Raw genomic sequence first — 23,251 nt, 5'->3', positions numbered from 1 at the left:
AAATCCCTCGGGTTGTAAGACGATCTGGAGTGGAGCGTTTAGGGCGCCTTGGGTTCTTGCGGGACATCCGGCTGGGGTGCGTCCTGCGGAACGCAGTGCTGGTTCCATGGGAGTTGCCGCAACCGGTGGGGCCACTGTCCGACTGGTCGATCAGATGGTTCTGGTCAGAGTTTTTGGAGTCTACCCGCGATGCCTCAACGCGGGTGCGTCTATGTTTCTCACTTCGACTTGAGGAGCACATCGAGAATCTCTCCGACCGCGACTTCATCGAGCCCCTCCCGGCGAAGCGGCAGGGTCGGATCCAGCTCGTAGAAGTTACGACTCCCTTCCCGGCGGCGAGTCAAGTAACCGCCCTCTACCAAATCCGACACGAGCCGGTGCGCCGCCCTCTCCCGGACTCCCACGCATTCGGCAATCTCACGGATCCGGATTCCGGGGTGGCGTGCGACGCAGTAGAGCGCATGCAGATGATTAGTCATGAAACCCCATTCAGTCATGCCACTATTCTGCCTGCCATTCAGGACATGCATTCATTGACATGTCTTTTGTGACAGCCTACCGTGGCAGGTGTCGGCGAAAGAGTTATACGTCGCCGGCACGCGTCGCGGATCTGGCCAGATTGGAGACGCCTACCACAGCTAAGACGCCGGCGTCACCCCCGTTAGGTTGGACGGCATCATGGCGCTTGGAAGGGCTTCTCATGGTTGAACAGTTCCCGTACCCACTCGCCTTCGAGGGTGAGCCCTCCCCGCAACTGTGCCGCTGGCCGTGGCTCGTCAAGTGGCTGTTGGTTGTTCCGGTCGCCATCGCCCCTTTCTCCCCAGCGGACCGCAATGGGCGGCCAAGAGGTGCCGCACTCCGAGGGCGCCCCCCTCGCGTCAAGGCCGGGTCAGCTACCAGCGAGCTAACGCGGTCCCGACCACCCAGCCAATGGGGTGGACCATGACGAGCTTCCCACGAAGGTCTCCAAGAGTTACTCGGCAATATTCAACGAGTTGGCCTGTTCCGCCAGTCCTCCGGCCGTCCCGCACGGCTCTATCCCCACTGGCCAACCTAACCTCTAAGGAGCACGCCGTGGCCACCAACACCCCGACCACCCCTCCCGCCACACCATCCATCCCGCGGCGTCGAATGCGTCCGATGAGGAGAGTCGCCCTGGCCGCCGGGGTGCTATATGTACTCACGTTCATATCGATCCCCACGCTCGCTCTCTACAAGCCCGTGAAGGATGACGTCGGTGCCTTCGTCCTGGGTGCTGGCAGCACGGCCGGGCTGCAGTGGGGCGTCCTGTCCGAGGTCGTCGTCGGGCTGGCCGGCATTGGCACCGCCGTGGTGCTGTACCCGGTGGCCAAACGGGTCAGCCAGACCGCCGCACTCGGGTTCGTGGCCGCCCGTGTGCTGGAAACCAGCCTCATCTTCGTCGGCGTCATCAGCCTGCTCTCCATCCTCACGCTGCGAAACGACGTTGCCGGCACAATCGGCACGGACTCGGCCTCCCTGGTCACGATCGGCCACAGCCTGGTTGCAACCTACACCTGGACATTCCTGCTCTCGCAGAGCCTGATGCCCGTAGCGTGCGACCTACTCTTGGGCTACGTGTTGTACAGGTCCGCCCTTGTGCCGCGGATCTTTCCCGTCGTCGCCTTCATCGGCGCCCCGCTGCTTCTGGCCTCAGACATTGCCGTCTTCTTCGGCGCCTATGGCCCGGTGTCCCCGATCGCGGCCCTTGCCGCCCTACCCGTCGCCGCTTTCGAGCTGTCCCTCGGCATCTGGCTGATCGTCAAAGGTTTTGCGTCGAAGGCGCTGACAGAAGACGGCGCGTCAATCCGTCAGGACGCTTAGACACAAAGGCATCCCCTTTGCGGGCAGCCGGCTCCTTCCCCTAAACCGACTGGGTGTCTCGAAACCTCTGGGTCTCGAAACGCATGGGATGTAAGACGATGCGAAGCTTCGGGAGTGCGACCCCGAACGATCACAGAACGCTGCCAAATTGGCGCCAGACTTCACGGGTGGCAGCCTTGGCGCCACAACCTCCATCGAAATTCAACTTGCCCGTGACCGCCGTCTTGATAAAAACTGCAAAAATATCCCAATGACCGTTCGCCTTTTCGACCTCAGCTCCTCCTGGCGCCTTCCGGCGACCCCAGAGGAAGTATGGGCGATCATCGCCGACGTCGACATGAGCTGGCCCAATTGGTGGCCGCATTGCAGTTTCGCCGCGCCGCTGGTTCGCACCGAGCCGGCCAGCAACAACCAGGAAGACATCCTCAAGGCAACAACCGCCTACCTCAACTTCAGGGCTTCTCTCGGCTACACACTCACGATCAGCATCCATCCAACGAAAGTCGTGACGCCAACTGAAATTGAGTTCGATGCAGGCGGCCACCTTGATGGAATCGGACGCGTCACCCTCAGCCCCGGAGCTAATGGCGACGCAACTCGCATGGACATCGAATGGCGGGTCCGTCCCACGCAGCGATGGATGAATTTCCTGGCCCCGATCGCGGCCCCGGCCTTCGCAGCCGCCCACGCCTCGATGATGCACCAGGGAGAAAGAGGCTTGGTCAAAGCACTGACAAACGAGAGTCCACAAACCAAGGAGTAGACCCGTCTACACGTTAACTAGCCACATCATCGCAACGGTTTTACGATGGAATAGGTCAGCTTGGCTGGGGAGCTGGAGCCCCAGTTTCGAACGCGGACTTAGGACACGGCGAATGGGGGAACCTTGAACATCAACGCCACCCTCTCAGCGAGCCTCCACCGCCAGCAAAGCGCCTCACCGGATGACTGGGAGACCACATTCCGCCAGATGGTGCTCTTCGATCTCGCCGCGGACATGGAACTCGGGTTCTTCCTCGCTTACTACCGCAACTTCGCGATCCCGAGCATCGCAGCGACCCTGCATGCGAACGCCGAGATCCAGCAGCGCCCTATGAAGCGCTCTTACGACACGGCCATCGTGATCTATGAGCTGATCGCCTGCGGTCTGGACAGCGACCGCGGCCGAACCATGGTCGAATTGCTCAACCGCGTGCACCGCAATGTACCCGGAAGCAAGGACGACTTCCTCTACGTCCTCCTCACGCTGCTGGTCGTACCGATGCGCTGGATCCGGAAACATGCCTGGCGCCAACCCACAACAGCTGAGCTCGCGGCCGCCTCGCGCTTCTTCACGGAACTGGGCACCCGGATGAATATGACCGGCATGCCGGCCACCTTTGCGGAAGCCGAGGACTTCTTCGAACATTACGAGGCCGCCCGCGTCATGCCGTCGGCCGAAGGCCAACTCCTCATGGATAGCACGGTCCGAGTTTTCCAGAGCCGGCTACCATCGCCCCTGCGCCCCTTGGCGAAACGGCTCATCAGCACAATGCTCGACGACGACCGCCTCACCGACGCGCTCGGCCTCCCCCGGGCGGGCCGGATAGCCCGGATCGCCCTCAAAACCGGACTCGCCGCACGCAACGCGATCCACCGCCGTCGTCCGCTGAAAACCAAACCACATTTCACCCCCGGTGACGCCGGCTCGACCCTGTACTCCGGCGGGTATTCCCTGGACCAGATCGGTCCGGTCAACGTTCCGTCCTCCCCTGTCCCGTCTGGCAATGAACTACCGTGAAGCCCGCAAAATAGCGAGAAAGGCTGAACACGCGTTCAGCTTGCCCAACGACGCCACGCTGCAGCTCATCCACGAGAAACTGGAGCAAAAACGCGGCAGGACCATCAGGGTGGCAGAGCTTCCCGAATTAGCCGGTGAAGAACTCTGCGGGATCTGGCTCGTCTGCGCGGACCAGGACATCGTCCTCCACGCACCGACCAAATCAGACTGGCACCGGCAACAGATCATCCTCCACGAATTCAGCCACATGATCCTCGACCACGATCTTGACGTCCAAAGCAGCGAAATGGCCAAAAGCCTCCTCCCCGACCTCGACGGCGAACAGGTGCTGCGCGCCCTGGCCCGCAGCAGCTACACCGACGACGCGGAGCTTGCCGCCGAAGCCCTCGCTGATCAGCTCGCAACACGCATCATCAACAGCGACGCCGGTACACCGCCGGAGCCCCTGGCGTTCCGCCAAGTGTTCGGCTAATGGAATACGTCCCAGCAGCCACGCTCTGGGTATTGACCATCCTCCGCCTGCCAGCAGCGCTCGATCCGCACCGCGGAAGCGTGTTCCGTGCCACCATCCTCGCTGCAATCGCCTGCACCTTCTACATCCCGGCCGTCTACTACGGCGTCGATCCATTGCTCGGCGGCCGGAACCACGTCGGTCTGGCCACTCTTTTGTCCCTGCTCCTTGGATTCTGGCAATTCCGGACGGCCATCCTGCTGGCGGCCGTCGAAGACACTGAAGTACGACGTCGGCAACTCACCTTCGGCCGATGGGTTGCGGTCATCGCGTGCTCGGCAGTGACGGGCGGATTCCTCACCAGCCGCACCCCGATCACGGACCCCAACCTGCCCCTGAGCTACGGTGATCAGCCCGGAATGGCACTGTTCCTCTGGAGCGGGTCCTCGTTCATCATGTGGATCTGCCTCGATATCGCACGAGTGTGCCATAACAATGTGCCAAGTATGCGGGCGCGTGCATTCCGATCTGCCTTCGTCCTCATCGCCATCGGATGCATCCTCTTCGCTCTGGTCCTCGTCGACCGTCTGGTCTATGGAATCGTCACGAAGATCGACGGCGCTACCAGCCCATTTGCGGCCGTTCTGACCGTCCTCTACTGGGTGGGTGAAACGTTCGCGGTTCTACTTGTCAGCCTCGGGCTGCTTCTCCCTCGGCTCGAAAGCCACCTCAAACACGGCAGCTTCCTCCTCCATGTCCGGCTCCTACTCCTGGAAATCGGGCCGATCTGGAACCGCGTGGCATTCACCCACCACGACCTGATCCTCGAGAAGCGACGGGCCAGCGCTCTCATCGTCCTCAGCCGGCACGCCGAAACACAGCTCCATCGCCGCCTGGTCGAAATACGCGACTGCGAAATGGCCAGCACCGCGACCAACGGGCGCCTCGACGCACACGACCGATCCGTCGTCGAACGCGCCGAACTCACCCTTGAGAGACGCTCCGGCGCGAGGCTCGCACGATAGATTCCTCGTCGAAGTAACAAGACGCCCCGGCGTCATGCCGCGCCGCAACAACCCAGCCATGAAGAGGCGGAAGAATCTTCGCTGTTTGTCGTTCTGATGCTCGATCATCGCTGGGCGGGTCCGCCGCGCAACCAGGGCGCATTGCGCCGGCCCCAATCCAAAACTTCGTTCGGCGCTCCGCTTATTTCCTCGCGAACTTTTGGATCGCTCCCGGTCCCCCAAGTTGCACTCCGGCCCCTCGTACCCAGCAGCGGTCCCCGTATCAGAACGACGCCGAAACCGAATGGCCACGGCTGACGCGGCCGCTTCTGAAGGAGAAGGATCATGGAAACGCTCACCATCAAAACCCCTGCCGATGTCCTCAGTTTCATCGGCCACACGCTGGGCTTCTGGCCTCAGGAAAGCCTCGTGTGCATCACCCTGGACACCCACCACATCGGCGTGACCCTCCGCGTTGACCTTCCCAAGCACGACGGCGGCGATCGCGCCTATGCGCGAACAGTCGCGGGCTACCTCGCCAACGACACCAACGCCACCAGTGCCCTGTTCGCCGTCTACACCGCCGCTGCCCCAGTAGCCGGTGAGGTCAAGCCATACGCGGCAATGGTCGCCGCCCTGACCGGCGCGCTGGCCGAGCGACACATCACCATCCGGGACGGCCTCCTCGTCGGAGACCAGAGCGTTTCGCCGTACGACGACGATCCCAACCTCAACTGCGCGCTGCCCCTGTCGATGGTCGACTCCAGTGAAATCAACGCCGAGCTCGTGTACCGCGGGAGCTCGGTCGCACGAACCGGCCGGATCACTTTGCCGCCGTCAAACAAGGAGGCGACGTTTGATGCCGTGGAGGATCGCGTCACATCAATCGGGCAGTGCCATGACCACAGCGCGATCGAAAAGGCGCGAAGGCTCTGGGCTGGGATCCTGGATGCCAAAACCTACCCGACTGACGATCAGACGATTGAGTTGATCGCGAACTTCCAGTTTGCAGCGATCCGTGACCAGCTGATGGCGGACATCCCGGGCGTCGACGGTCCCATGGAAAAGATCCTTCTGGCCCAAACTCCCGGCAAGCCACAGTGGGCCCGCGTCGAATGGGCCCAGCAAATACTCCTCCACGCCTACACGCACAGCAGCACCGAACACTCAGCGCCGCTCCTCACGGCCATCGGCTACATCAACTGGTGGGAAGGCCGAGGCAGCAAAGCCCACCAGTATATGCAACTCGCCCTCGAAGCCGACCCCGATTACCGTCTGGCCAAGCTCAGTGACCAACTGCTCGGCTACGGAATGCTCGCTGGCTGGAACATGGACAAGGAGACGGCCTACCGGACTCGGGGGCCTGGAATGTCGGACTAACGAAGCGACCAGTATCGGCTAAAAGTCAGGCTAGTTGATGGCCTGATATCAGGCTATAATTCCAGCATGAGAACGGTACCGCTCAGCGAAGCCAAGGACAAGCTGTCTGCCCTCGTGGAAGAAGCAGACACCACGCACGAGATCATACAGATCACCCGGCACGGGCACCCATCAGCCGTACTGATGTCCGCCGATGACCTGGAATCCCTGCAGGAGACGATCCACTGGCTCTCGCAGCCAGGCATCCGCGAAGACCTGGACCAGGCCCGGCGCGACATCGCCGGCGGCAACACGACCAGCGGGGCAGACCTCCGCCGTGAATTCGGGCTGCCGCCGCGGTGACCGACGCAGAATCCACCGGCCCCGCGCCCTGGAATATCCAGGTCACCAGCCCGGCACTGAAGGGTTTCAGACGGCTGCCGGAAAAAGCTGCTACCGCGATCGTCGAATTCGTCACCGGCGCACTTGCCGACAATCCCCACCGGCTGAGCAAACCCCTTACCAACGAACTGCTCGGACTCCGCACCGCCCGGCGCGGCGATTACAGGGTGCTGTTCACCCTCGACATCGAAGAGCACATCCTGTACGTCCATCGCATCGAACACCGCTCCGACGTCTACAAGCCGCGTTAGTAGCCGAATTTCCCGTCTCATCTAAGTTGAACCATCCGGCCCTGATTTCTCGCGGGTGGGTCATGTTTCGTGAGACGGATCGCGGCGGTTTGTCTCACCTTAGTTGACCCAAATCGCAGAATCGAAGCACGTACCGTGGTCCGGAAATCCCAGGAAATCCGCGGATTATGGGGCCAATGGTCCAACTAAAGTGAGACAGATTGGCCTAATGCCTCATCTGTAGTTAGATTGGGTCACTTTAAGTGAGACGGGACACCGAACTCCTCGAGGAAAGATGTGCCATTGGACGGCCTCTCCCCCAGCTCAGGCCGCCGAAACGTCCATTATCGGCAGTTTCGAATCGACGGGGGTTGAAACAAAAAGAACTTCCTGGTGACCGGTGTCCGTTTCCATCTAATTTGACCCACAGTCACTCTTCTTGACGCATTCTGATGCCCGGGTCATTACAGCTGACGCATGTTCAAATCCGTGAGCGAAGAGACGCAGGTCAGCGGGTCTGGCAGGCTGCCACCCGCCGCCCTGGTCCTGGCAACCGGCGACACGATTTGTTGCCGTGCGACAACTGAAATGAACAATTCCACAGATATCCGGTTCCACTACAGTTGTCGCAGCGCAGGGCAGAGGCGCATGGCTGCGTCAAGATAGATGAAAAAGGACAACCGTGGACCCCGCTCTCCGCGGCCGGTCGGGTCCAGTGTCGCGGCAGATCCTGGCGAAGCCTGCGGCCTTTGTACAGGAACCTGGGCGGCATCGACCCTTCCGGAGGAGTGGAAGCATGCCAGGATGGGCACACACTTCCAGAAGATTCCCTGGTTACGTTCGGTGCCGGTTAGCCTGACGGGCAAGTACATCGTCGTTTCAGTGCTTATCCGTCCTCGTCCGACACGGCCACTCGGTGCACTTGGGTGAGTTGGGCAACGTCGGCTACGACCGTCTCGGAGTTGGACCGGGCCGGGACAGTGACCCTCAGACTGAGGTGGCGCATGGAGGTGTCCAGTTCATCTCGTACGTCGATCCCCGTTACCACAGTGCCGGAGGACTTCAACGTCTCCAGAATGGGCGCCAGGGTTCCCTGCCTTGCCGAATATTCGATTTCCAGCTGGACCTTTTGCTTCTGGCGCCACTTGCTGGGCCTGACAAGCCTCAAGCCGACAAGCGTGATCAATACGAACACAGTCCCGACGGAAACCTCCAGATACGAGCCTCCCGCGGCGGCAACACCGCACGATGCCGCCAACCACACTGTCGCGGCAGTGGTGAGTCCTTTGATCGCGCCGCGATCCCTGATGATCGCCCCCGCCCCGATAAACCCGATCCCCGACGCAACCTGCGCAGCGATGCGCGCCGGATCCACGTTTGGTCCATGTGTAACGTCAGCGAAACCGTATGCCCCGGCCAGTGAGAACATCGCCGCGCCCAGCGCCACAAGGACGTGGGTTCTGACTCCGGCCGGATGGCCGGTGATCTCTCTCTCGACGCCCACGACAAGGCCAGCGGCCACGGCGGCGCCAAGTCGAAGGCTGATCTCAAAAACATCCATGTCTTTCCCTCTAACGTTGGGCCTGGGGATGGCCGTGCGGATGACCTCGACGCCGCGACCCTCGCGCAGCCAGTTCATCGCGTACTGCACCGAGTCGTAGTCCAGGGGCCACCTCGGACAGTGAGCCTTGGGAATTGGGATCGGTGACCGGAAGGCGCTCGATCGAGAATGTGGGTGGATTCAGGGTTGGCCTGGTATGCCGCCTCCTCGGGCGATGGTCGCTGACCCGAGGAGGCGGTCGCTGTTTCGAGAATTTTCTTTCTGCGCGCCTGCGCTCAGTTACAGCAACCCGGTGGCGGTGTGCTGGGTGGTGAAGCGTTGTCTGCCGAGGAGGGTTATGGATTCGGGTTCGATGATTGCCCAGATTCCTTCGAGGTTCGAGAGCCCGGTGCTGCGGCCGGTGAGATGTTGTTGAAGGCACGTGATCGGGCCTGCGTGGCTTACGACAAGCAGTGGCCCTGTTTCTTGCTCATGGGCTTCGGTCAGTGCCTGGTGAACTCTCGCCACGGCCGAGGCGGGCGATTCCCATTGCGGGGGGTCGATGGCCTCGGCGGTCAGGCGTGTCCAGTCGTCGACGAATGCCTTTTGGGCCTCATCCTTGGTGAGGCCCTCCCAGCTTCCCAGCTGCCGCTCCACGAGTCGAGCATCTGAGTCGATGGCGTTGATACCAAGCTCCTGGGCGAGTGCGCGTGCTGTGTCCGCAGCTCGTTGCAGCGGTGACGAGAGGACTTGGGTGAAGATTCTCGGCAGCAGGGGCGCGGCCTCTTGTGCCGCCCTCAGCCCTTCCGCGGTGAGGGGCGGATCGGCACGGCCCTGCCATCGGCCTTCTGCATTCCACACTGATTGGGCGTGGCGGATCAGGAGGGCGAGTCGCCCGGTCATGATCGTAGCTCCAGAGCGTCCTGAAGAGAGTCCGCTCTGTTGCCGAGCTGGTCGAACCACAGGGCCAGGTGTGGTGCGTAGGAGATGGGGGTCTCGTCAGGGATGTGTTCGATGTCCGCGGACAGTCGGACCGTGAGTTCTCCGTACGCAGTGCGGTATCTGGCGAGGATCTCGTGTCCGAAGTGTTCGCTTCCAATCAGGTGGCCGGCCCCCAGCTCTTCCGTTCCGACCGGATGTCCAAGATGGACGGCTTCAGAGCGGAACCCGAGAACCCGGTCGTCGGGCAGGGTGAGGAAACTGATCGGTGGGCTTCCGACGAACTCGGCTACGAAACGGTCCGCGGGCGAGAGATAGATATCGCGTCCGGAGCCTTCCTGAGCGATCACGCCTTTGTTCATCACGATGATCCGGTCCGCGAGGCTCATGGCTTCTGACTGGTCATGGGTGACGTAGATGATGGCAGTTTCGGTGAGACGACCGCGAAGGCTTTCGATCTCGTTGCGCATCTCGTAGCGGAGCTTGGCGTCGAGGTTGGAGAGGGGCTCGTCCATGAGAAGAACTTTGGGTTCCTTGGCCAAGGCACGCCCGATGCCGACGCGCTGTTTCTGTCCGCCCGAGAGTTCCCGAGGGTAACGGTCCAGCAGATGATCGATCTGTAAGAGGCGTGCGACTTCTGCCACGCGCTGCTGCACATCCTCTTTCGGCAGTCCGCCCACACGGAGTCCGAGTCCGATGTTGTCTCGGACTCTCTTGTGCGGATAGAGGGCGAAGTCCTGGAAGACGAGCCCGACGGGTCTGTGTTGGGGTTGGTCTTTGGTGAGGTCGGTGCCGTTGAACAGGATGCGCCCCTCGGTGGGGTCTTCGAGGCCGGCAATGCAGCGCAGCAAGGTGGTCTTGCCGCATCCTGATGGTCCGAGAAAGACAACGCATTCGCCCGGTTGGACCTCCAGATCGATTCCGCGCAGTACAGGGGCACTGTGCCCGAAGCTCTTGGTGAGCCCGGATATGCTGACCGCGGCAGTCGATTGATTACTTGACATTGAGAGCCTCGATCTTTTGCTTGGCTTCGTTGAGGGCATCGGCTGCGCTCTTCTCGCCGGCGAAGGCGAGAACCCAACTGTCTCGGAAGGCATCAGCTGCTCGTGCTCCGTCGCGTCCTCCGAAGGCGGGTAGTTTGGCCAGGGATTTCATGGCGTCGATCCCGGCCTGGCGTGCTGGCTGCTCCTTCAGGAGCTTCTGAACGTCGGGGTCTTCGAGGGCGCTTGTGCTGCCGGGAAGGTAACCGCTGTTGATGAAGGGAAGCTTGGTGGCCTCGGGTCCCGCGAAGCAACGCAGGGCCTCCGCGGAGGCTCGCCGCTTTGCGTCGGAGTGCGAGTACATGACCCACATGGCTCCGGATCCGAAGGCAGTGTAGTCGCCCGAATAGTCCGCGGCGTGGGGGACCTTGGTGGTACCGAACACGGGCCCAAGGCTTTTCAATCGTTGCGGCAGGGAGGCAATGCTGCCGATGTGCATTGATGACTGCTGTGTATCGAAGGCCTGAGAACTCTGGGAGTTGTCCGCGTAGATACCCACTGATTTGTTCTTCACGCCCGTTGAGAGCTTGGCGAGCAGTTTGCTTGATGCATCCGAAGCGAACGAGGGCTTGCCGTCCTTGATGACGGTGGCACCGGAGTTAGCCATGATCGTCGGCACGGAGAAGTTGTTGGAGAGCGCATAGTCGATGCTCAGCCCGACACGGCCCGTGGCCGGGTTGGCGAGCTTGGCAGCATCGGCCAGCAGCTCGTCGATCGTGGTCGGAGGCTTGTCGGGGTCCAGGCCGGCTGCCTTGAAGTGCTCACGGTTCCAGTACAGAACCGGTGCGCTGACGGCGTAGGGAATGCCGACTTGGACGCCGTTGCCCGCCTTGGCCAGCGGCAGGAATGAAGTCAGTCCGGAGAAGTCGGGACTATTATCGACCAGCTTGCTGAGATTGTTCACCGCGGGAAGATCGGAGAGGGGTTCGACGTTGCCGATACCCTCCAAGGTGATGTCCGGTCCGTTTCCTGACGCGATTGCCGTCTGTGCGCGCTGGTTGAGTTCGTTGTAGTCGGCACCGACGGATTGGGCGTCGATGGTGAGGTTCTTGACCTTGGCTTCGCAGGTTTTGACGATGCTGGCGATGGTTCCATCGAAGAGAGTCGGATAGGTGTACCAAAGGCTGACTGTGGTCGGCTCCTCGATGCCTGGTGCGAAGGCATCCTTCGAAGGAGCAGAATTTGGGGTGCTGCATCCGGTGAGAAGGGCAGCAGCGGTAAGGGTGACGCCTAAGACCGCGAGGGCTGGGTGGGTTTTCATGTCTAACCTTTCAATCCGGTAAGGGCGATTCCTTCGACAAACCGTTTCTGGGCGAAGGCGAATGCTATGAGAAGAGGAAGAACAGCGAGGGTCGACAACGCCATCTGGCCGCCATAGTCCCGACCTGTCTCGGCGTCCGCGAAGTAGGAGATCCCGAGGGTGATCGGAGCAATACCGAGGCCTTGGGTCATCATCAGCGGCCAGAAGAAGTCGTTCCAGCGTGCGACGACGCTGAAGATGGCGAAGGCGGTCACGGCAGGACGGGCAAGGGGGAACACGATGGTCCAGGCGATGGACCATTCCGACAGCCCGTCGACTCTCGCGGCGTCGAGCAGCGAGTGTGGCAGGCCTCGGAAGAACTGGTAGAAGAGGAATACCCCGAAGGCACTCACCCCAAAAGGCAGGATCAGCGCGGCATAGGTGTTGACGAGACCGAGGTTGGCGAAGCCGATATAGACGGAGAGGATCGTGACTTGGCTGGGGACCATGAGTGTGAGCATGACGAGCCAGAACATCGGTCGGCTGCCCCTGAACCGAATGCGCGCCAGCGCGTAGGCCGCCGGTACCCCGATGCCGATCTGCAAAACCAGCACGGCCGCACAGATCAGGATCGTATGGCCGAACAGCTGCAGGACCGGGACGCGGTCGAACACGTTCTGGTAGTTCTCAAGCGTGAGCTGATCAAATCCTGTGAAGATCTGGTTCGGAGGGACAGATCGTGGTCGAAGGGAGGAGATCACCATCCAGATCATCGGCAGCAGACAGAGCGCCGCCCCTATCCACAACCCGATCGAAGTTAAGATCCCTAGCAGGCGGGTCGGCATATTCCGGCCGAAAGACGCGGCGCTCATTGCGGTCCAGACATCGGGCTGCGGCGTGAGATCATCCACTGTGCGGCGGTGATGGCCAGCGTGAGAATGAACAGGACGAGAGAAACGACGGCTCCGGTGCCGAACGAGGAGTAGAAGAAGCCTTCCTGCTGGATCATCATGGCCAGCGTGGTTGTTGAACCAGCCGGACCTCCATTGGTCATGACCTTGGGGGCATCGAAAAGTTCCACCGCGGCGATGGTGCCGATAATTCCGGCGAACGTCGTCGTAGGGGCAAGCATCGGCCAAGTGATATGCCGGAAGCGCCTGAACCCGTGCAGGCCATCCAGTGCTCCGGCCTCGTAGACGGTCCGTGGGATTGCGGCCAGGCCTGCGAGGAAGAGGATCATCATGTAGCCCGTCTGCCGCCAGATTCCAAAGGCAATGATTGATGGCAACGCTGTGGATGAGTTGAGCAGCCAACCCGAGGGTGGTATCCCGAACCAACTCAGGAACTCGTTCAGCAGACCGACCCGCGGGTCGAGGATGAACTGCCAGACGACCGCCATCCCGACCAGCATTGCTGCTGTGGGCATGAAGTAGATCGCTTTCAATGCGCCCGCACCGCGCAGTCGTCCCATGATTCCCACGGCGACCAGCAAGGCGAGCCCAATGGAGACAGGTACCGTGACGATGGCGTAGATGACGGTATTCCCGAGCGCGGAGAGGAAGCTCTTTGATTGGAGCACCTTGATGTAATTGTCGATGCCGACGAACTCGAATGCTGGTCGCAGCGGGCTCCAGTCGAAGAAGGACAGCGTGAAGTTCGCGACTGCGGGAATGATCGCGAAGGCCAGCAGGAACAGCACCGTCGGCAATACGAAAAGCTGACCGATCCGTTCTCGGCTCATGCGGCGTCTGCCCACCGGATGCTCGCCGGTAGGCACGATTCGCGGTCTAGATGATATTAACTGCGGTGATGTAGTCATGTCCGTCCACCTCCAGGATCGACATTTCAAGGTCGTGTTTTGTGTGCGCTGTACTGCGAAGAGTGCGAGCCGTGACGATGGGTTCCGGGGCGGAGGCATCGAACAGCTCTCGCAGCACCCGTCCATCGCACCCCTGGGAACTGACGCCGTGGAGGCTGAGGACGGTAGGGATCACGTCGACGATGCCCGCAGGCACCGTCGAGAGTCCCGTGCCGTGCACGCCCGGACCGCGCACGATCATTGTTGAGCGCAATTCGTGGGGAGACAAACTGCCATGGCCGCTGTGGAACTTGCCCGCGGAACCGTCGAGGAGATAGTGGACACCCGGGGCACCGAACTCGTTCAGTGCCTCCGCTGACAAAGGCGCGAGCACGAGGTCAGGGGCGGTATCGGCTGGCTGGCAACGCAGGAGATCCACGGTGAAATGGTCCCCGTCCCCGGCTTCCTGGAGTCGGCTGCCGAGGAAGGAGCCTGCAAGCCAAGGCTGCTGGTCTGCCCATTCCTGAACACGTCGAGCCGTTGAGATCTCTTCGCACCACACCATCGCCAATCCTGTGGGAACGATCGTCACTCCGGTCAGGTCGATGCCGTCCTCTCTAAGGCGTTCTGCGACATCGATCGAACCGATAGTGCGAGCGAATCCGTGGTCCGAGAGGACGAAGACGGTTAGATCACGCCCCGCTGCGAAGGACTCCGCGCCCGCCACGAGGCGGGAGATCGCAGCATCCAAGTGCGTGAGAGCGGATTTTGCCTCCGGGGAGCCGACTCCGTACTTGTGCTGTGACTTATCGGGCTCGACGAACCAGCATACGAGCACATCCGGATCCACTTCGGGAAGCACGAAACTCACGCTCGCGTCGACCGCGTAGTCGACGAGATCGGCGGTACTTGCACCATCACGCAGGCTCGGTGCCGGGCCCATCTTCTCCAGAAGGGCGTCGTTGGCCCATGCCGGTTGTGCATGGCTTCCGTCAGGCCCCGGGCGCAATGACAGGGTCACTCCATGGCCGGCCCCGACGCCAGGATTGAGCACTAGCGCGCCACCCGATGAGATGGTGGACACCACCGCCAGGGTCTGCCCTGCCTCGGCGAGGCGGTGACCCAGGCTCTTTACACGTAAGAGCTCCTCGGGTTCAAGGCCTACCGCCGAGACGAAATCAGCCTCCAGTGTGTTGACCGCCGATTTCCCGTCCGCAGTCCGAAGATAGTTACCAAACAACCCGTGGCTTGCCGGGTAGCACCCGGTCACCAGGCTGGCTGCGTTCACTCTTGTCACGGTGGGGATCGAGCTGAACGATTGTTCCACCCAGCGGCCCTCGGAGCTCAGGGCTGAGATTGTGGGCGTGATGTCCTGATGGATCTGGTCCGGACGCAGTCCGTCGACGACGAGGACCATCGTGAGTGGTCTGGTACCCGTGTTCATAGCTGCTGCCCCTTGCTGATGTCTGCCATCTGGTCAAGTGCCTCGAATGACACCGGTCCGCGCCGCAACGCAACGGCTATGCGCAATGCGTCGACAACGGCAAGGTGAACGAGACGTCCCGCCGATGCTTCCAAGCGATAGCCGAGGGATCTTCCGCCCGATACCAGCGCAAAGTCACTGACTTCCGTCAGCGGCGATTTTGCGAAACTCGTCACAGCGATAACGGTGGCGCCGGCCTCCTTCGCGATCCGGGCAGCACTGACGGTCTGCTTGAACGCCCCCGAATGGCTGATAGCGACACAGACGCCGCCCGTCGGAAGATGCCGCGCCGCAAGATGCTGGCTCATCGGGTCGCTCGGCGCGAACGCGAGCTTCCCGATCGCCGTGAACCAGTACGCCGCATCGGCGGCGACGCAGCTCGATGAGCCCCCGCCAAGGAACAGAATCTGCGGGCTCGGCGCCAACAGCTCGACGGCGGCCGTGAAGCGCTCTTCATCCACGGTCATCTGAGCATCGACCAGCCCTTGCGCACCCGCGCCCAAAATTCGCCGAAGGACTTCACCCGAGGAGGTCGACTCGTCCAGAACGCCAGCGGGGCCCTCCGTCTCCACCGCCCCCGTACGAACCAAATCCTGCGCGATCGAAATCTTTACATCCTGGAATCCCTCAAACCCGAACCGCCGGCAAGCACGAACGACCGTCGCGGCTGACACTCCGACGAGTTCAGCTACCTCCGATACAGACGAATGGACGATAACCGCAGGCTGGGTCAGCAACACATCCGCGATACGTCGATCGCTCATGCTGAGTTGCGGGAACACGATACGCAACCGGGCAGCAACCTCACCCGCCCCGATCTCGCACTCACTTAAAAGCTCCAACTGGTCCGACACGCTCACTCCTCCTGGCACCCACCGAGTTGTGGGCGCCCCCAAATCACAGAGTACCTACGGCACACATCTAATGCAATGAAATTTCAGGTAAACATACGGTATACAGAAATCTCATTTCTTCGACGGAAAAAATGGCCACGCCGCCCGGACTCAAGTCCCCCGATTAAGAGGGGCCTCGCTCATTCCCTGGACGACGGTGCAGAACCCCATTTAGCGGGCATACGAGATGAAGCGGCGACCGAGCCAAGAAGGTCTAGACGGTAAGTGCATCGTGAGAGGCGTCCATAGTTGGTACAAGATGCCCATCCGATAGCCCAATTCAAACCGGACGACGAGGCGCTGGCGGACCCTGTCACCGTGCCGACAGCGTGGCAATTCTTAGTGATTGATCTGGGCCGGACAATGCCTTGACGGGATTGAAACCAGTAAGGCGGTTGTCGAAGTTGTCGCGGTTGGCGATGCGACTGACGCCGGCATGGCTGTCAGCGGACCACCGGGAGGAGTCATTGATGAACATCTCGGCCCGCAGGTCGGCATGCTGCTCGCCGGGGCCGCGCCCGGTGTCGTCACGTTGCTGATCGGCAGCCGCTTTGCTGCACAGATGTGGCAGCCGCAGGTGGGGCCGATGACGATCACGTGGCCATCCGCCGTGAGGACTGCGTTCAAGAGGACGAACACGGCTTCAGTCGCTCCTGCGAAGACCTGCACCTCCGAGCCCGACCCGGCGCCGGAGGATTGGGCGATCAGTTCCCGCAGTTCCGGATGACCCGGCGATTCGGTATAGCCGAGTGTCAGAGACTCGTACTATTCCCGGCTCTGGGCCGGCGCAATCTGCCATAGTTCGTCGAGAGACACCGCTTCAGTGTCTGATCCCGTGAGGTTGATCCGACGGTGAACTCGCGCTTTGCGAACATGCGCTCGATGAGGAACGGAGGAAGTTGCATACGTGTGCCTCTTTCACGGTCGGCCCTGAGACTGATAATGATCCTAGTGCATCATTCTACACTTTTCATGCACTAAGGGAAGCGCTTCCTGCCTGTCCTCACGGACCTATACCCGACAAATTCGGAGACAAGCCCAGCCCTAGCTTCGCCGTGGATTGCCACGACACGTACCGTAAGGCAAACCTTAAGTGTTGATTTCAATATGCACGGTTGGTCTTTGGTTTTGTGATCCATACCATTGACCCCATCGCCCGCAGGCCGCATACGGCGGAGGCGAAAGGGAGGTTCCGAAGCAATGAGTAGATCCTTTCCTGCTCGATCCCTCTCATGGTAGCTACACGGCCAGGCCTGGCCTCCCAACTGGAGCTACACAGACCTCCCCATCGCTCCTACGACAAACCCTGCAGTGATGCAGGACTCGTCCACGCGGGAGCGGTTCCGTCTTTCGCCCGCATCGGCACACAGCATCAGGAGACAGCATGTCCAAATCGACGATCACATCATCGGACCAGCCGGTCCATAAGAAGCCGCGCATAGAATCCGCCCTCCATGGCAATACCCGCCGTCGCGCTGCGGCCCTGCTCAAGGGGGCAACGATTCTCACCACCTGCGTTCTGGCATTAGCAGCGTGCACCAACGCGTCAGGATCAGCCGGGGACGGCTCGACCCAGACAGGCTCACCCACGGCCAGCTTCGATCCTGCAAGCGTCAAGGCCGACGAAGCGTTGGCGTCCCAGGTGCCGGCTGCCATCAAATCCAAGGGCACGCTCGTCATCGGTTCCGATACAACCTACGCCCCGGCCGAGTTCCTCGGCCCGGACAACCACACGCCGGTAGGTTACGGCGTCGACATCGCCAAGGCCATCGGCGCGACACTCGGCCTCAAGGTCGACGTCGAGACCGCGGAATTCACCGGCATCCTGCCTGCCCTCGGCCCGAAATACGACCTCGGCATCAGCTCTTTCACCATCACCAAGGAGCGCCTCGGCGCGGTCAATTTCGTGAGCTATCTCAACGTCGGAACGGCATGGGCCGTTCAGAAGGGCAACCCGAAGAAATTCTCGCTCGACGACGTATGCGGCAAGTCGATCGGCGTCCAGACCGGCACGACCCAGGAAGACCCCGACCTCAAAGACCGCAGCGAGAAGTGCACTGCCGCCGGCAAGAAGCCGATCGACATCGTCTCCCCCAAGAGCCAGACCGACATCAATACCCGTCTCGTAAGCGGCGGCCTTGACGCCATGGCCGCGGACTCGCCGCTGATCGGATACGCGATCCAGCAGACGAACGGCAGCATCGAGAAGCTCGGGGCCACCTACGACGCCGCCCCGGAGGGCATCGCGGTCGCGAAGAGCGACACGGCCCTGGCCGGCCTCATCCAGAAGGTTCTCACCAAGCTCATGGCCGACGGCTCCTACAAGAAGATCCTGGATACCTGGAACAACGGTGATGCCGCTGTCACCAATGCCGAAGTCAACCCGTCTGTCTCGTCGTGAATGTGATGACCACCCATCTCGCGGAAACCACCGGGACCGCGAAGGGCGGTGCCCCGGAGCTGATCCGGGCGGTTCCGGTGCCGCACCCGGGCCGGTGGGTATCTGCCGCCATCATCGTGATCGCCGTGATCGTGGCCATCCAGAGCCTGGCCACGAATCCACGCTTCGGCTGGAACACGTTCGCTCTGTACATCCTGGACGTCAATGTCGTCCGGGGCGTTGGCTGGACCCTCCTGCTGACCGTTCTGTCGATGGTGCTTGCGATCGTACTCGCCATCATGCTGGCCTTCATGCGCCAGTCTGACAACCCGATCCTGCGCTGGTCGAGCTGGTTCTGGGTGTGGTTCTTCCGGGGCACGCCGGTGTACACCCAACTCGTCTTCTGGGGCCTCGTCACCGTTTTGTACCCGACCCTGTCGCTGGGTATCCCGTTCGGTCCCGAGCTCGTGAGCTTCGTGCTGAGCGACCCGAGTCGAGGCTTCGTGCCCGCCGTCATCGGACTGGGCTTGAACGAATCGGCGTACCTCGCCGAAATCTTCCGCGCCGGCCTCAAATCGGTCGACCGCGGGCAGATCGAGGCCTCCGAAGCCCTCGGCATGCGCGGGACCAAGATCATGTGGCGCATCGTCCTCCCGCAGGCGATGAGGATCATCGTCCCGCCGACCGGCAACGAGACGATCGGCATGCTCAAAACGACCTCGCTCGTGCTCGCCGTGCCGTTCACGCTCGACCTGACCTTCGTGACCAATGCCCTGGCCAACCGGACCTATCAGCCCATCCCGCTGCTGGTCGTGGCAGCCGCGTGGTACCTGTTCGTCACGAGCATCCTCATGATCGGGCAGCATTACATCGAGAAGTACTACGGCAGGGGCGTTGACAACCTTGTGGCGGCCGCCGTGAACTCTGCCGCCTTGAACCCCGCTGCAGCGAAGGTCGCGGCCGCAGGGGCAGGCGAGACGGACACCGTCCCGGGAGGCCCCAGCACCGCCGGAAAGACGATCGAGGAGAGCGGCCGATGAGCGCCCCAGCCCAGCCCCTGACACCCGCTGCGCCCATTCTGAGCGACGCGAAAGAGCTCGTCCGGATCGAGGGGGTGCACAAGTACTTCGGCGAACACCACGTGCTGCGCGGCATCGAAATGACCGTCAAGCAGGGGGAAGTGTCCGTGCTCATCGGCCCCTCCGGGTCGGGGAAGTCGACCCTCCTGCGCTGCGTCAACCACCTCGAGACGATCAGCGCCGGCCGCATCCGGGTCAACGACGAGCTGATCGGATACCGGGAGAAGGGCGGTAAGCTCCACGAGCTGCACGTCAGGGAGATCGCGCAGCAGCGCCGCAACATCGGGATGGTGTTCCAACGCTTCAACCTCTTCGGCCACAAGACCGCCTTGGAGAACGTCATGGAGGCTCCGATCCAGGTCAAGGGGCAGGACAAGGCCGCTGCCAGGAAGCGCGCGCTGGAGCTCCTGGACAGCGTCGGCCTCTCGGACCGGGCGAAGCACTACCCTGCCCAGCTCTCCGGCGGCCAGCAGCAGCGTGTCGCGATCGCCCGGGCCCTCGCAATGGACCCCGAGCTCATGCTCTTCGATGAGCCCACCTCGGCCCTGGACCCCGAACTCGTGGGCGACGTGCTCAATGTGATGAAGGACCTCGCGAAGTCCGGTATGACCATGGTCGTCGTGACGCACGAGATCGGGTTCGCCCGCGAGGTCGGCGACACGCTCACGTTCATGGACGACGGCGTCGTGGTCGAGTCGGGCAACCCCCGCGAAGTCATCGCCAACCCCCAACATGAGCGCACGAAAGGCTTCCTCAGCAAGGTTCTCTGAGCACTGTGCTGGACGGCGCAGAGACTCCCGGGTCCCTGCAGGTTGCTGGAACAACCACCATCACGCCGACCTTGGTGTGGACTGTTCGCTCGAGACGGTCCGCACCAGGTCGGGCCAAAAGATCTCAAGGTACCCTACGTTTACACCATGAACTTCGAACATTTGAAGGCACTGAGCGCCATCGTTGCGACGGGATCCTTTGACGGCGCGGCAAACCTTCTGGGCATCACTCCGTCAGCTGTGAGTCAAAGAATCAAAGCCTTGGAGACCTCCGCAGGGCAGATTTTGGTGCGCCGCAGCCTGCCAAGCAGCCCTACGGAGGCGGGGGCCATACTGCTGCGGACAGCCCGACAGATCCAGGCGCTTGAAGCAGATGCCCTCCAGTCCTTAGGACAGGGCCCCGCCGGACGTGCCACCGTCTCGGTTGCCGTCAACGCCGATTCTCTGGCCACGTGGTTTATCCCGGTCCTACACGAAGCCGCGACATGGGCGGACACAGAGTTGGACTTGCATATCGAGGATCAGGACCACAGCAGCAGCCTACTCCGACAAGGGGATGTCCTTGGGGCCGTCACCACCGAGCCCAAACCGGTCGGTGGATGCCGAGCGGAGCTGCTGGGTGTCATGCGCTACATCCCGGCCGCCTCGCTGGAACTCCAGCAACGCTATGAAACCACTGAGGGTATCAACTGGCCGGAAATGCCGATGCTTCGGTTCAGCGCCAATGACGACATGCAGCATCGTCTCCTCCGCTCCCAAGGTGTCGAACGCTTCCCCCCAACCCACACCATTCCTTCCTCCGAAGGGTTCCTCGAGGCAGCACGGTCCGGACTCGGGTGGGGCATGATCCCCGAACAGCAGCTTCAGCCTGGCCTACGCAAGGGCGGACTTGTGCCTCTTCCGGGTGCCGCGGCCCACGACGTCGCACTCTATTGGCAGTGCTGGTCCCTGGCCTCACCACGGCTTGAACGGATCACTGCAGCGGTGCGGGCCGCGGCCATCAAACTGCGTCAAAACTGACATCCACTTCCATCGTGCACTATTAGTGCAGTATGATGCCTTTATGAATACCGCATATTTTGAGACACTCAGGGAGCCGGCTGATGTCTGAGACTGCACCGCTTCAGAAACTCGTCGACGCCAGCTACATCGACGTTGCCATCTTTGAACTGCGACCCGATTACCGGGCTGTGCTGTTGGCCGTCGATGGTCTGGTACCGGGAGCAAGCAACCACGCCAGCGAGGCGCTGCTGCAGCGAGCTGAAGCATCTGCGCGTCAGGCGCTTCAGGCGCAAAAAGTCGAAGCCCTTTCCCACGTCGCCGCGTGGCGTGAGACTTACCAGGCCTTCGGTGCCAAGCCAAACCGCACTCGTAACAGTCTTGAGGCTCTCCTGCGCCGTGCCGCCACGGGCCTGCCCCGCGTGAACCAGCTCACAGACACTTACAACGCCATTTCCGTCCTTCACCAAATCCCGCTGGGCGGCGAAGACCTTGCCCACTACAGCGGTCCGCCCCGGCTGATCCGGGCCACCGGCGAGGAGCCCTTCGATACTGCAGCCAACGGTGAGCCGGTGATTGAATACCCCGACCGAGGCGAAGTCATCTGGTGCGACGACGACGGCGTGACATGCAGACGCTGGAACTGGCGACAGGGCCGCCGGACGCGGCTACGGGACGAGACAACCACCGCGTTGTTCATTCTGGACGCCCTGGACCCGGTCACGAGCGAGGCCCTGCAGGGAGCCGCCGATGAACTCGCAACACACCTCAGCGGGCTCGGCCCCGACATCACCATTACCGACCATCTCATCAACAAAACCACCCTGACGTGATCCTGCCTCCGAGGTCGCGCGCAAGCAGTGGCTGCCCGACCAAAGGGAACCAGTTATGACCACATCATCCAATGGCCCGGTACCACCTTGGGCTCTGACCATGGCCGCCATGTTTTCCATCCAGCTAGGCTCTGCCCTGTCCGCAGGATTGATGCCGACCCTAGGGCCGATCGGAACCGCCTGGCTGCGACTGAGCATGGGCGCGCTCATCCTGCTGCTCCTTGCCCGCCCGCCACTGCGGTCCCTGCGGCTTCGGGATGCCCCGGCCGTGCTCGGCCTCGGCATCGCCACCGGAGTCATGTCGGTGACGTTCCTCGCCGCCATGGAACGCCTTCCACTGGGAACCGCCGTCGCCATTGAATTCCTCGGCCCCCTAAGTGTTGCCGCCCTCCGGGGCCGCGGAGTTCGTTCGTTGATACTGCCGGCAACAGCCCTGGCAGGAGTCGTCCTGCTCACCGAACCGTGGGCCGGGCAGGTGGACCTGATCGGCGTCGGCTTTGCTGCCATGGGCGCGATCGGATGGGCCGCCTATGTCCTGTTGACCCAAAAAGTCGGGGATCGGTTCAGCGGAATTGGAGCCCTCGCCCTGACCATCCCCATCGCTGGCGTGGTCGTGGCACCCTTCGGGCTGCCGCAGGCTCTCGGACACATCACCTGGGAAATCGTGGCTGTTGCCGCCGCCCTGGCAGTGTTGATACCGGTACTGCCCTACATCCTGGAAATGCGGGCCCTACGCCGAATGACCCACACAGCTTTCGGTACCCTCCTGGCGTTGGAACCGGCTATCGGACTACTGCTCGGCATGATCGTTCTGCGGCAGACCCCGTCGGTCCTCCAACTCCTGGGCATCCTGCTGGTGGTCTTCGCAGGCGCAGCCGCCCAACGCGGCGGGCGCCGCCAGCAGCACCCGCTCCCGGCTGATTCCCTGCCTCTTCCCTCGTACGGCGCCGAGTTAAAGGGCAGCCACGCCGCCTTCCCGGGCAGGCAGGACCACCGAGAAGGACAGACATGAGAACACAGTTTCCGGGGTCAACCACCCTCTGCAGTCCCTGGGCGTGGACTACATCGACGAGTCCGAGGTCCTGACCCCGGCCGACTACACCCACCACATCGACAAGTGGAACTTCACGGTTCCCTTCGTCTGCGGTGCCACCAACCTCGGCGAGGCGCTGCGCCGCATCAACGAGGG

General features: G+C 61.9%; 24 protein-coding genes and 1 pseudogene. 16 read left to right on the top strand and 9 right to left on the bottom strand.

Going from position 1 to position 23,251, the window contains the following annotated elements:
• Positions 1-218 precede the first annotated feature (218 nt).
• Complete coding sequence (locus tag AB4Z38_RS23525) at positions 219-497, bottom strand: helix-turn-helix transcriptional regulator (RefSeq protein ID WP_441431943.1); 279 nt, start codon at positions 495-497, stop codon at positions 219-221.
• Positions 498-1,074: 577 nt separating this feature from the next.
• Between AB4Z38_RS23525 and AB4Z38_RS23520 the strand changes: the two genes are divergently transcribed.
• The 8 genes from AB4Z38_RS23520 (at position 1,075) to AB4Z38_RS23485 (ending at position 7,089) form a co-directional block, all read left to right on the top strand.
• Positions 1,075-1,842, top strand: coding sequence for a DUF4386 domain-containing protein (locus AB4Z38_RS23520; protein WP_441431942.1), 768 nt, complete (start codon positions 1,075-1,077; stop codon positions 1,840-1,842).
• Between the two features lie 250 nt (positions 1,843-2,092).
• Entirely contained in the window at positions 2,093-2,605 is a 513-nt protein-coding gene (locus AB4Z38_RS23515; protein WP_441431941.1) for an SRPBCC family protein, read from the top strand.
• A 123-nt stretch (positions 2,606-2,728) separates the two neighbouring features.
• On the top strand, positions 2,729-3,622 hold the full coding sequence (locus AB4Z38_RS23510; RefSeq protein ID WP_441431940.1) for an oxygenase MpaB family protein: 894 nt from the start codon (positions 2,729-2,731) through the stop codon (positions 3,620-3,622).
• A gap of 40 nt (positions 3,623-3,662) precedes the next feature.
• Positions 3,663-4,094, top strand: coding sequence for a hypothetical protein (locus tag AB4Z38_RS23505; RefSeq protein WP_441431939.1), 432 nt, complete (start codon positions 3,663-3,665; stop codon positions 4,092-4,094).
• Positions 4,094-5,098, top strand: a complete 1,005-nt coding sequence (locus AB4Z38_RS23500; RefSeq protein WP_441431938.1) for a hypothetical protein — start codon at positions 4,094-4,096, stop codon at positions 5,096-5,098. Before AB4Z38_RS23505 ends, AB4Z38_RS23500 begins: the two co-directional genes overlap by 1 nt.
• 324 nt (positions 5,099-5,422) lie before the next feature.
• Entirely contained in the window at positions 5,423-6,457 is a 1,035-nt protein-coding gene (locus AB4Z38_RS23495) for a DUF4192 family protein (protein WP_441431937.1), read from the top strand.
• Between the two features lie 66 nt (positions 6,458-6,523).
• Positions 6,524-6,799 carry a type II toxin-antitoxin system Phd/YefM family antitoxin gene (locus AB4Z38_RS23490; RefSeq protein WP_441431936.1) on the top strand — a complete coding sequence of 92 codons (276 nt, stop codon included), beginning with the start codon at positions 6,524-6,526 and terminating at the stop codon, positions 6,797-6,799.
• Positions 6,796-7,089 carry a type II toxin-antitoxin system RelE family toxin gene (locus tag AB4Z38_RS23485; RefSeq protein ID WP_441431935.1) on the top strand — a complete coding sequence of 98 codons (294 nt, stop codon included), beginning with the start codon at positions 6,796-6,798 and terminating at the stop codon, positions 7,087-7,089. The genes AB4Z38_RS23490 and AB4Z38_RS23485 overlap by 4 nt, the downstream gene beginning before the upstream one ends.
• Positions 7,090-7,954: 865 nt before the next feature.
• Here the strand turns inward: AB4Z38_RS23485 and AB4Z38_RS23480 are convergent.
• The 8 genes from AB4Z38_RS23480 to AB4Z38_RS23445 form a co-directional block, all read right to left on the bottom strand.
• A complete protein-coding gene (locus tag AB4Z38_RS23480) occupies positions 7,955-8,629 on the bottom strand; it encodes an MgtC/SapB family protein (protein ID WP_441431934.1) in 675 nt (224 codons plus the stop codon).
• Positions 8,630-8,908: 279 nt separating this feature from the next.
• The gene (locus AB4Z38_RS23475) at positions 8,909-9,511 is read right to left on the bottom strand and encodes a histidine phosphatase family protein (RefSeq protein WP_441431933.1); all 603 of its coding nucleotides are present in this window, start codon (positions 9,509-9,511) and stop codon (positions 8,909-8,911) included.
• The gene (locus AB4Z38_RS23470; protein ID WP_441431932.1) at positions 9,508-10,551 is read right to left on the bottom strand and encodes an ABC transporter ATP-binding protein; all 1,044 of its coding nucleotides are present in this window, start codon (positions 10,549-10,551) and stop codon (positions 9,508-9,510) included. The genes AB4Z38_RS23475 and AB4Z38_RS23470 overlap by 4 nt, the downstream gene beginning before the upstream one ends.
• Positions 10,541-11,848: an extracellular solute-binding protein gene (locus AB4Z38_RS23465; protein WP_441431931.1), complete on the bottom strand. Its 1,308-nt coding sequence runs from the start codon at positions 11,846-11,848 to the stop codon at positions 10,541-10,543. The genes AB4Z38_RS23470 and AB4Z38_RS23465 overlap by 11 nt, the downstream gene beginning before the upstream one ends.
• A 2-nt stretch (positions 11,849-11,850) precedes the next feature.
• Entirely contained in the window at positions 11,851-12,738 is an 888-nt protein-coding gene (locus AB4Z38_RS23460; protein ID WP_441431930.1) for a carbohydrate ABC transporter permease, read from the bottom strand.
• On the bottom strand, positions 12,696-13,568 hold the full coding sequence (locus AB4Z38_RS23455) for a carbohydrate ABC transporter permease (protein ID WP_441431929.1): 873 nt from the start codon (positions 13,566-13,568) through the stop codon (positions 12,696-12,698). The genes AB4Z38_RS23460 and AB4Z38_RS23455 overlap by 43 nt, the downstream gene beginning before the upstream one ends.
• A 46-nt stretch (positions 13,569-13,614) precedes the next feature.
• Complete coding sequence (locus tag AB4Z38_RS23450) at positions 13,615-15,069, bottom strand: alkaline phosphatase family protein (RefSeq protein ID WP_441431928.1); 1,455 nt, start codon at positions 15,067-15,069, stop codon at positions 13,615-13,617.
• Positions 15,066-15,962, bottom strand: a complete 897-nt coding sequence (locus tag AB4Z38_RS23445) for a MurR/RpiR family transcriptional regulator (RefSeq protein WP_441431927.1) — start codon at positions 15,960-15,962, stop codon at positions 15,066-15,068. Before AB4Z38_RS23445 ends, AB4Z38_RS23450 begins: the two co-directional genes overlap by 4 nt.
• 475 nt (positions 15,963-16,437) lie before the next feature.
• Here AB4Z38_RS23445 and AB4Z38_RS23440 point away from each other — a divergent pair, with 475 nt between their 5' ends.
• The 8 genes and pseudogenes from AB4Z38_RS23440 to AB4Z38_RS23405 form a co-directional block, all read left to right on the top strand.
• A complete protein-coding gene (locus AB4Z38_RS23440) occupies positions 16,438-16,728 on the top strand; it encodes a hypothetical protein (protein ID WP_441431926.1) in 291 nt (96 codons plus the stop codon).
• Between the two features lie 657 nt (positions 16,729-17,385).
• The gene (locus AB4Z38_RS23435) at positions 17,386-18,402 is read left to right on the top strand and encodes an ABC transporter substrate-binding protein (protein ID WP_441431925.1); all 1,017 of its coding nucleotides are present in this window, start codon (positions 17,386-17,388) and stop codon (positions 18,400-18,402) included.
• Positions 18,403-18,407: 5 nt separating this feature from the next.
• Positions 18,408-19,421 (top strand): amino acid ABC transporter permease, encoded by a 1,014-nt coding sequence (locus AB4Z38_RS23430; RefSeq protein WP_441431924.1) that lies wholly within the window; start codon positions 18,408-18,410, stop codon positions 19,419-19,421.
• Entirely contained in the window at positions 19,418-20,230 is an 813-nt protein-coding gene (locus AB4Z38_RS23425; RefSeq protein ID WP_441431923.1) for an amino acid ABC transporter ATP-binding protein, read from the top strand. The genes AB4Z38_RS23430 and AB4Z38_RS23425 overlap by 4 nt, the downstream gene beginning before the upstream one ends.
• Before the next feature lie 147 nt (positions 20,231-20,377).
• Positions 20,378-21,250 carry a LysR family transcriptional regulator ArgP gene (locus AB4Z38_RS23420; protein ID WP_441431922.1) on the top strand — a complete coding sequence of 291 codons (873 nt, stop codon included), beginning with the start codon at positions 20,378-20,380 and terminating at the stop codon, positions 21,248-21,250.
• 83 nt (positions 21,251-21,333) lie between these two features.
• Positions 21,334-22,062 (top strand): B3/B4 domain-containing protein, encoded by a 729-nt coding sequence (locus AB4Z38_RS23415; RefSeq protein WP_441431921.1) that lies wholly within the window; start codon positions 21,334-21,336, stop codon positions 22,060-22,062.
• Between the two features lie 55 nt (positions 22,063-22,117).
• Positions 22,118-23,074 (top strand): EamA family transporter, encoded by a 957-nt coding sequence (locus AB4Z38_RS23410; RefSeq protein WP_441431920.1) that lies wholly within the window; start codon positions 22,118-22,120, stop codon positions 23,072-23,074.
• 28 nt (positions 23,075-23,102) lie between these two features.
• Positions 23,103-23,251 (top strand): annotated as a pseudogene (locus AB4Z38_RS23405) (pyridoxal 5'-phosphate synthase lyase subunit PdxS); the annotation flags it as partial.

The sequence above is a fragment of the Arthrobacter sp. 2RAF6 genome, from assembly GCF_052115205.1.
GTDB lineage: Bacteria > Actinomycetota > Actinomycetes > Actinomycetales > Micrococcaceae > Arthrobacter.
This window is presented reverse-complemented; position numbering and strand designations above follow the sequence as displayed.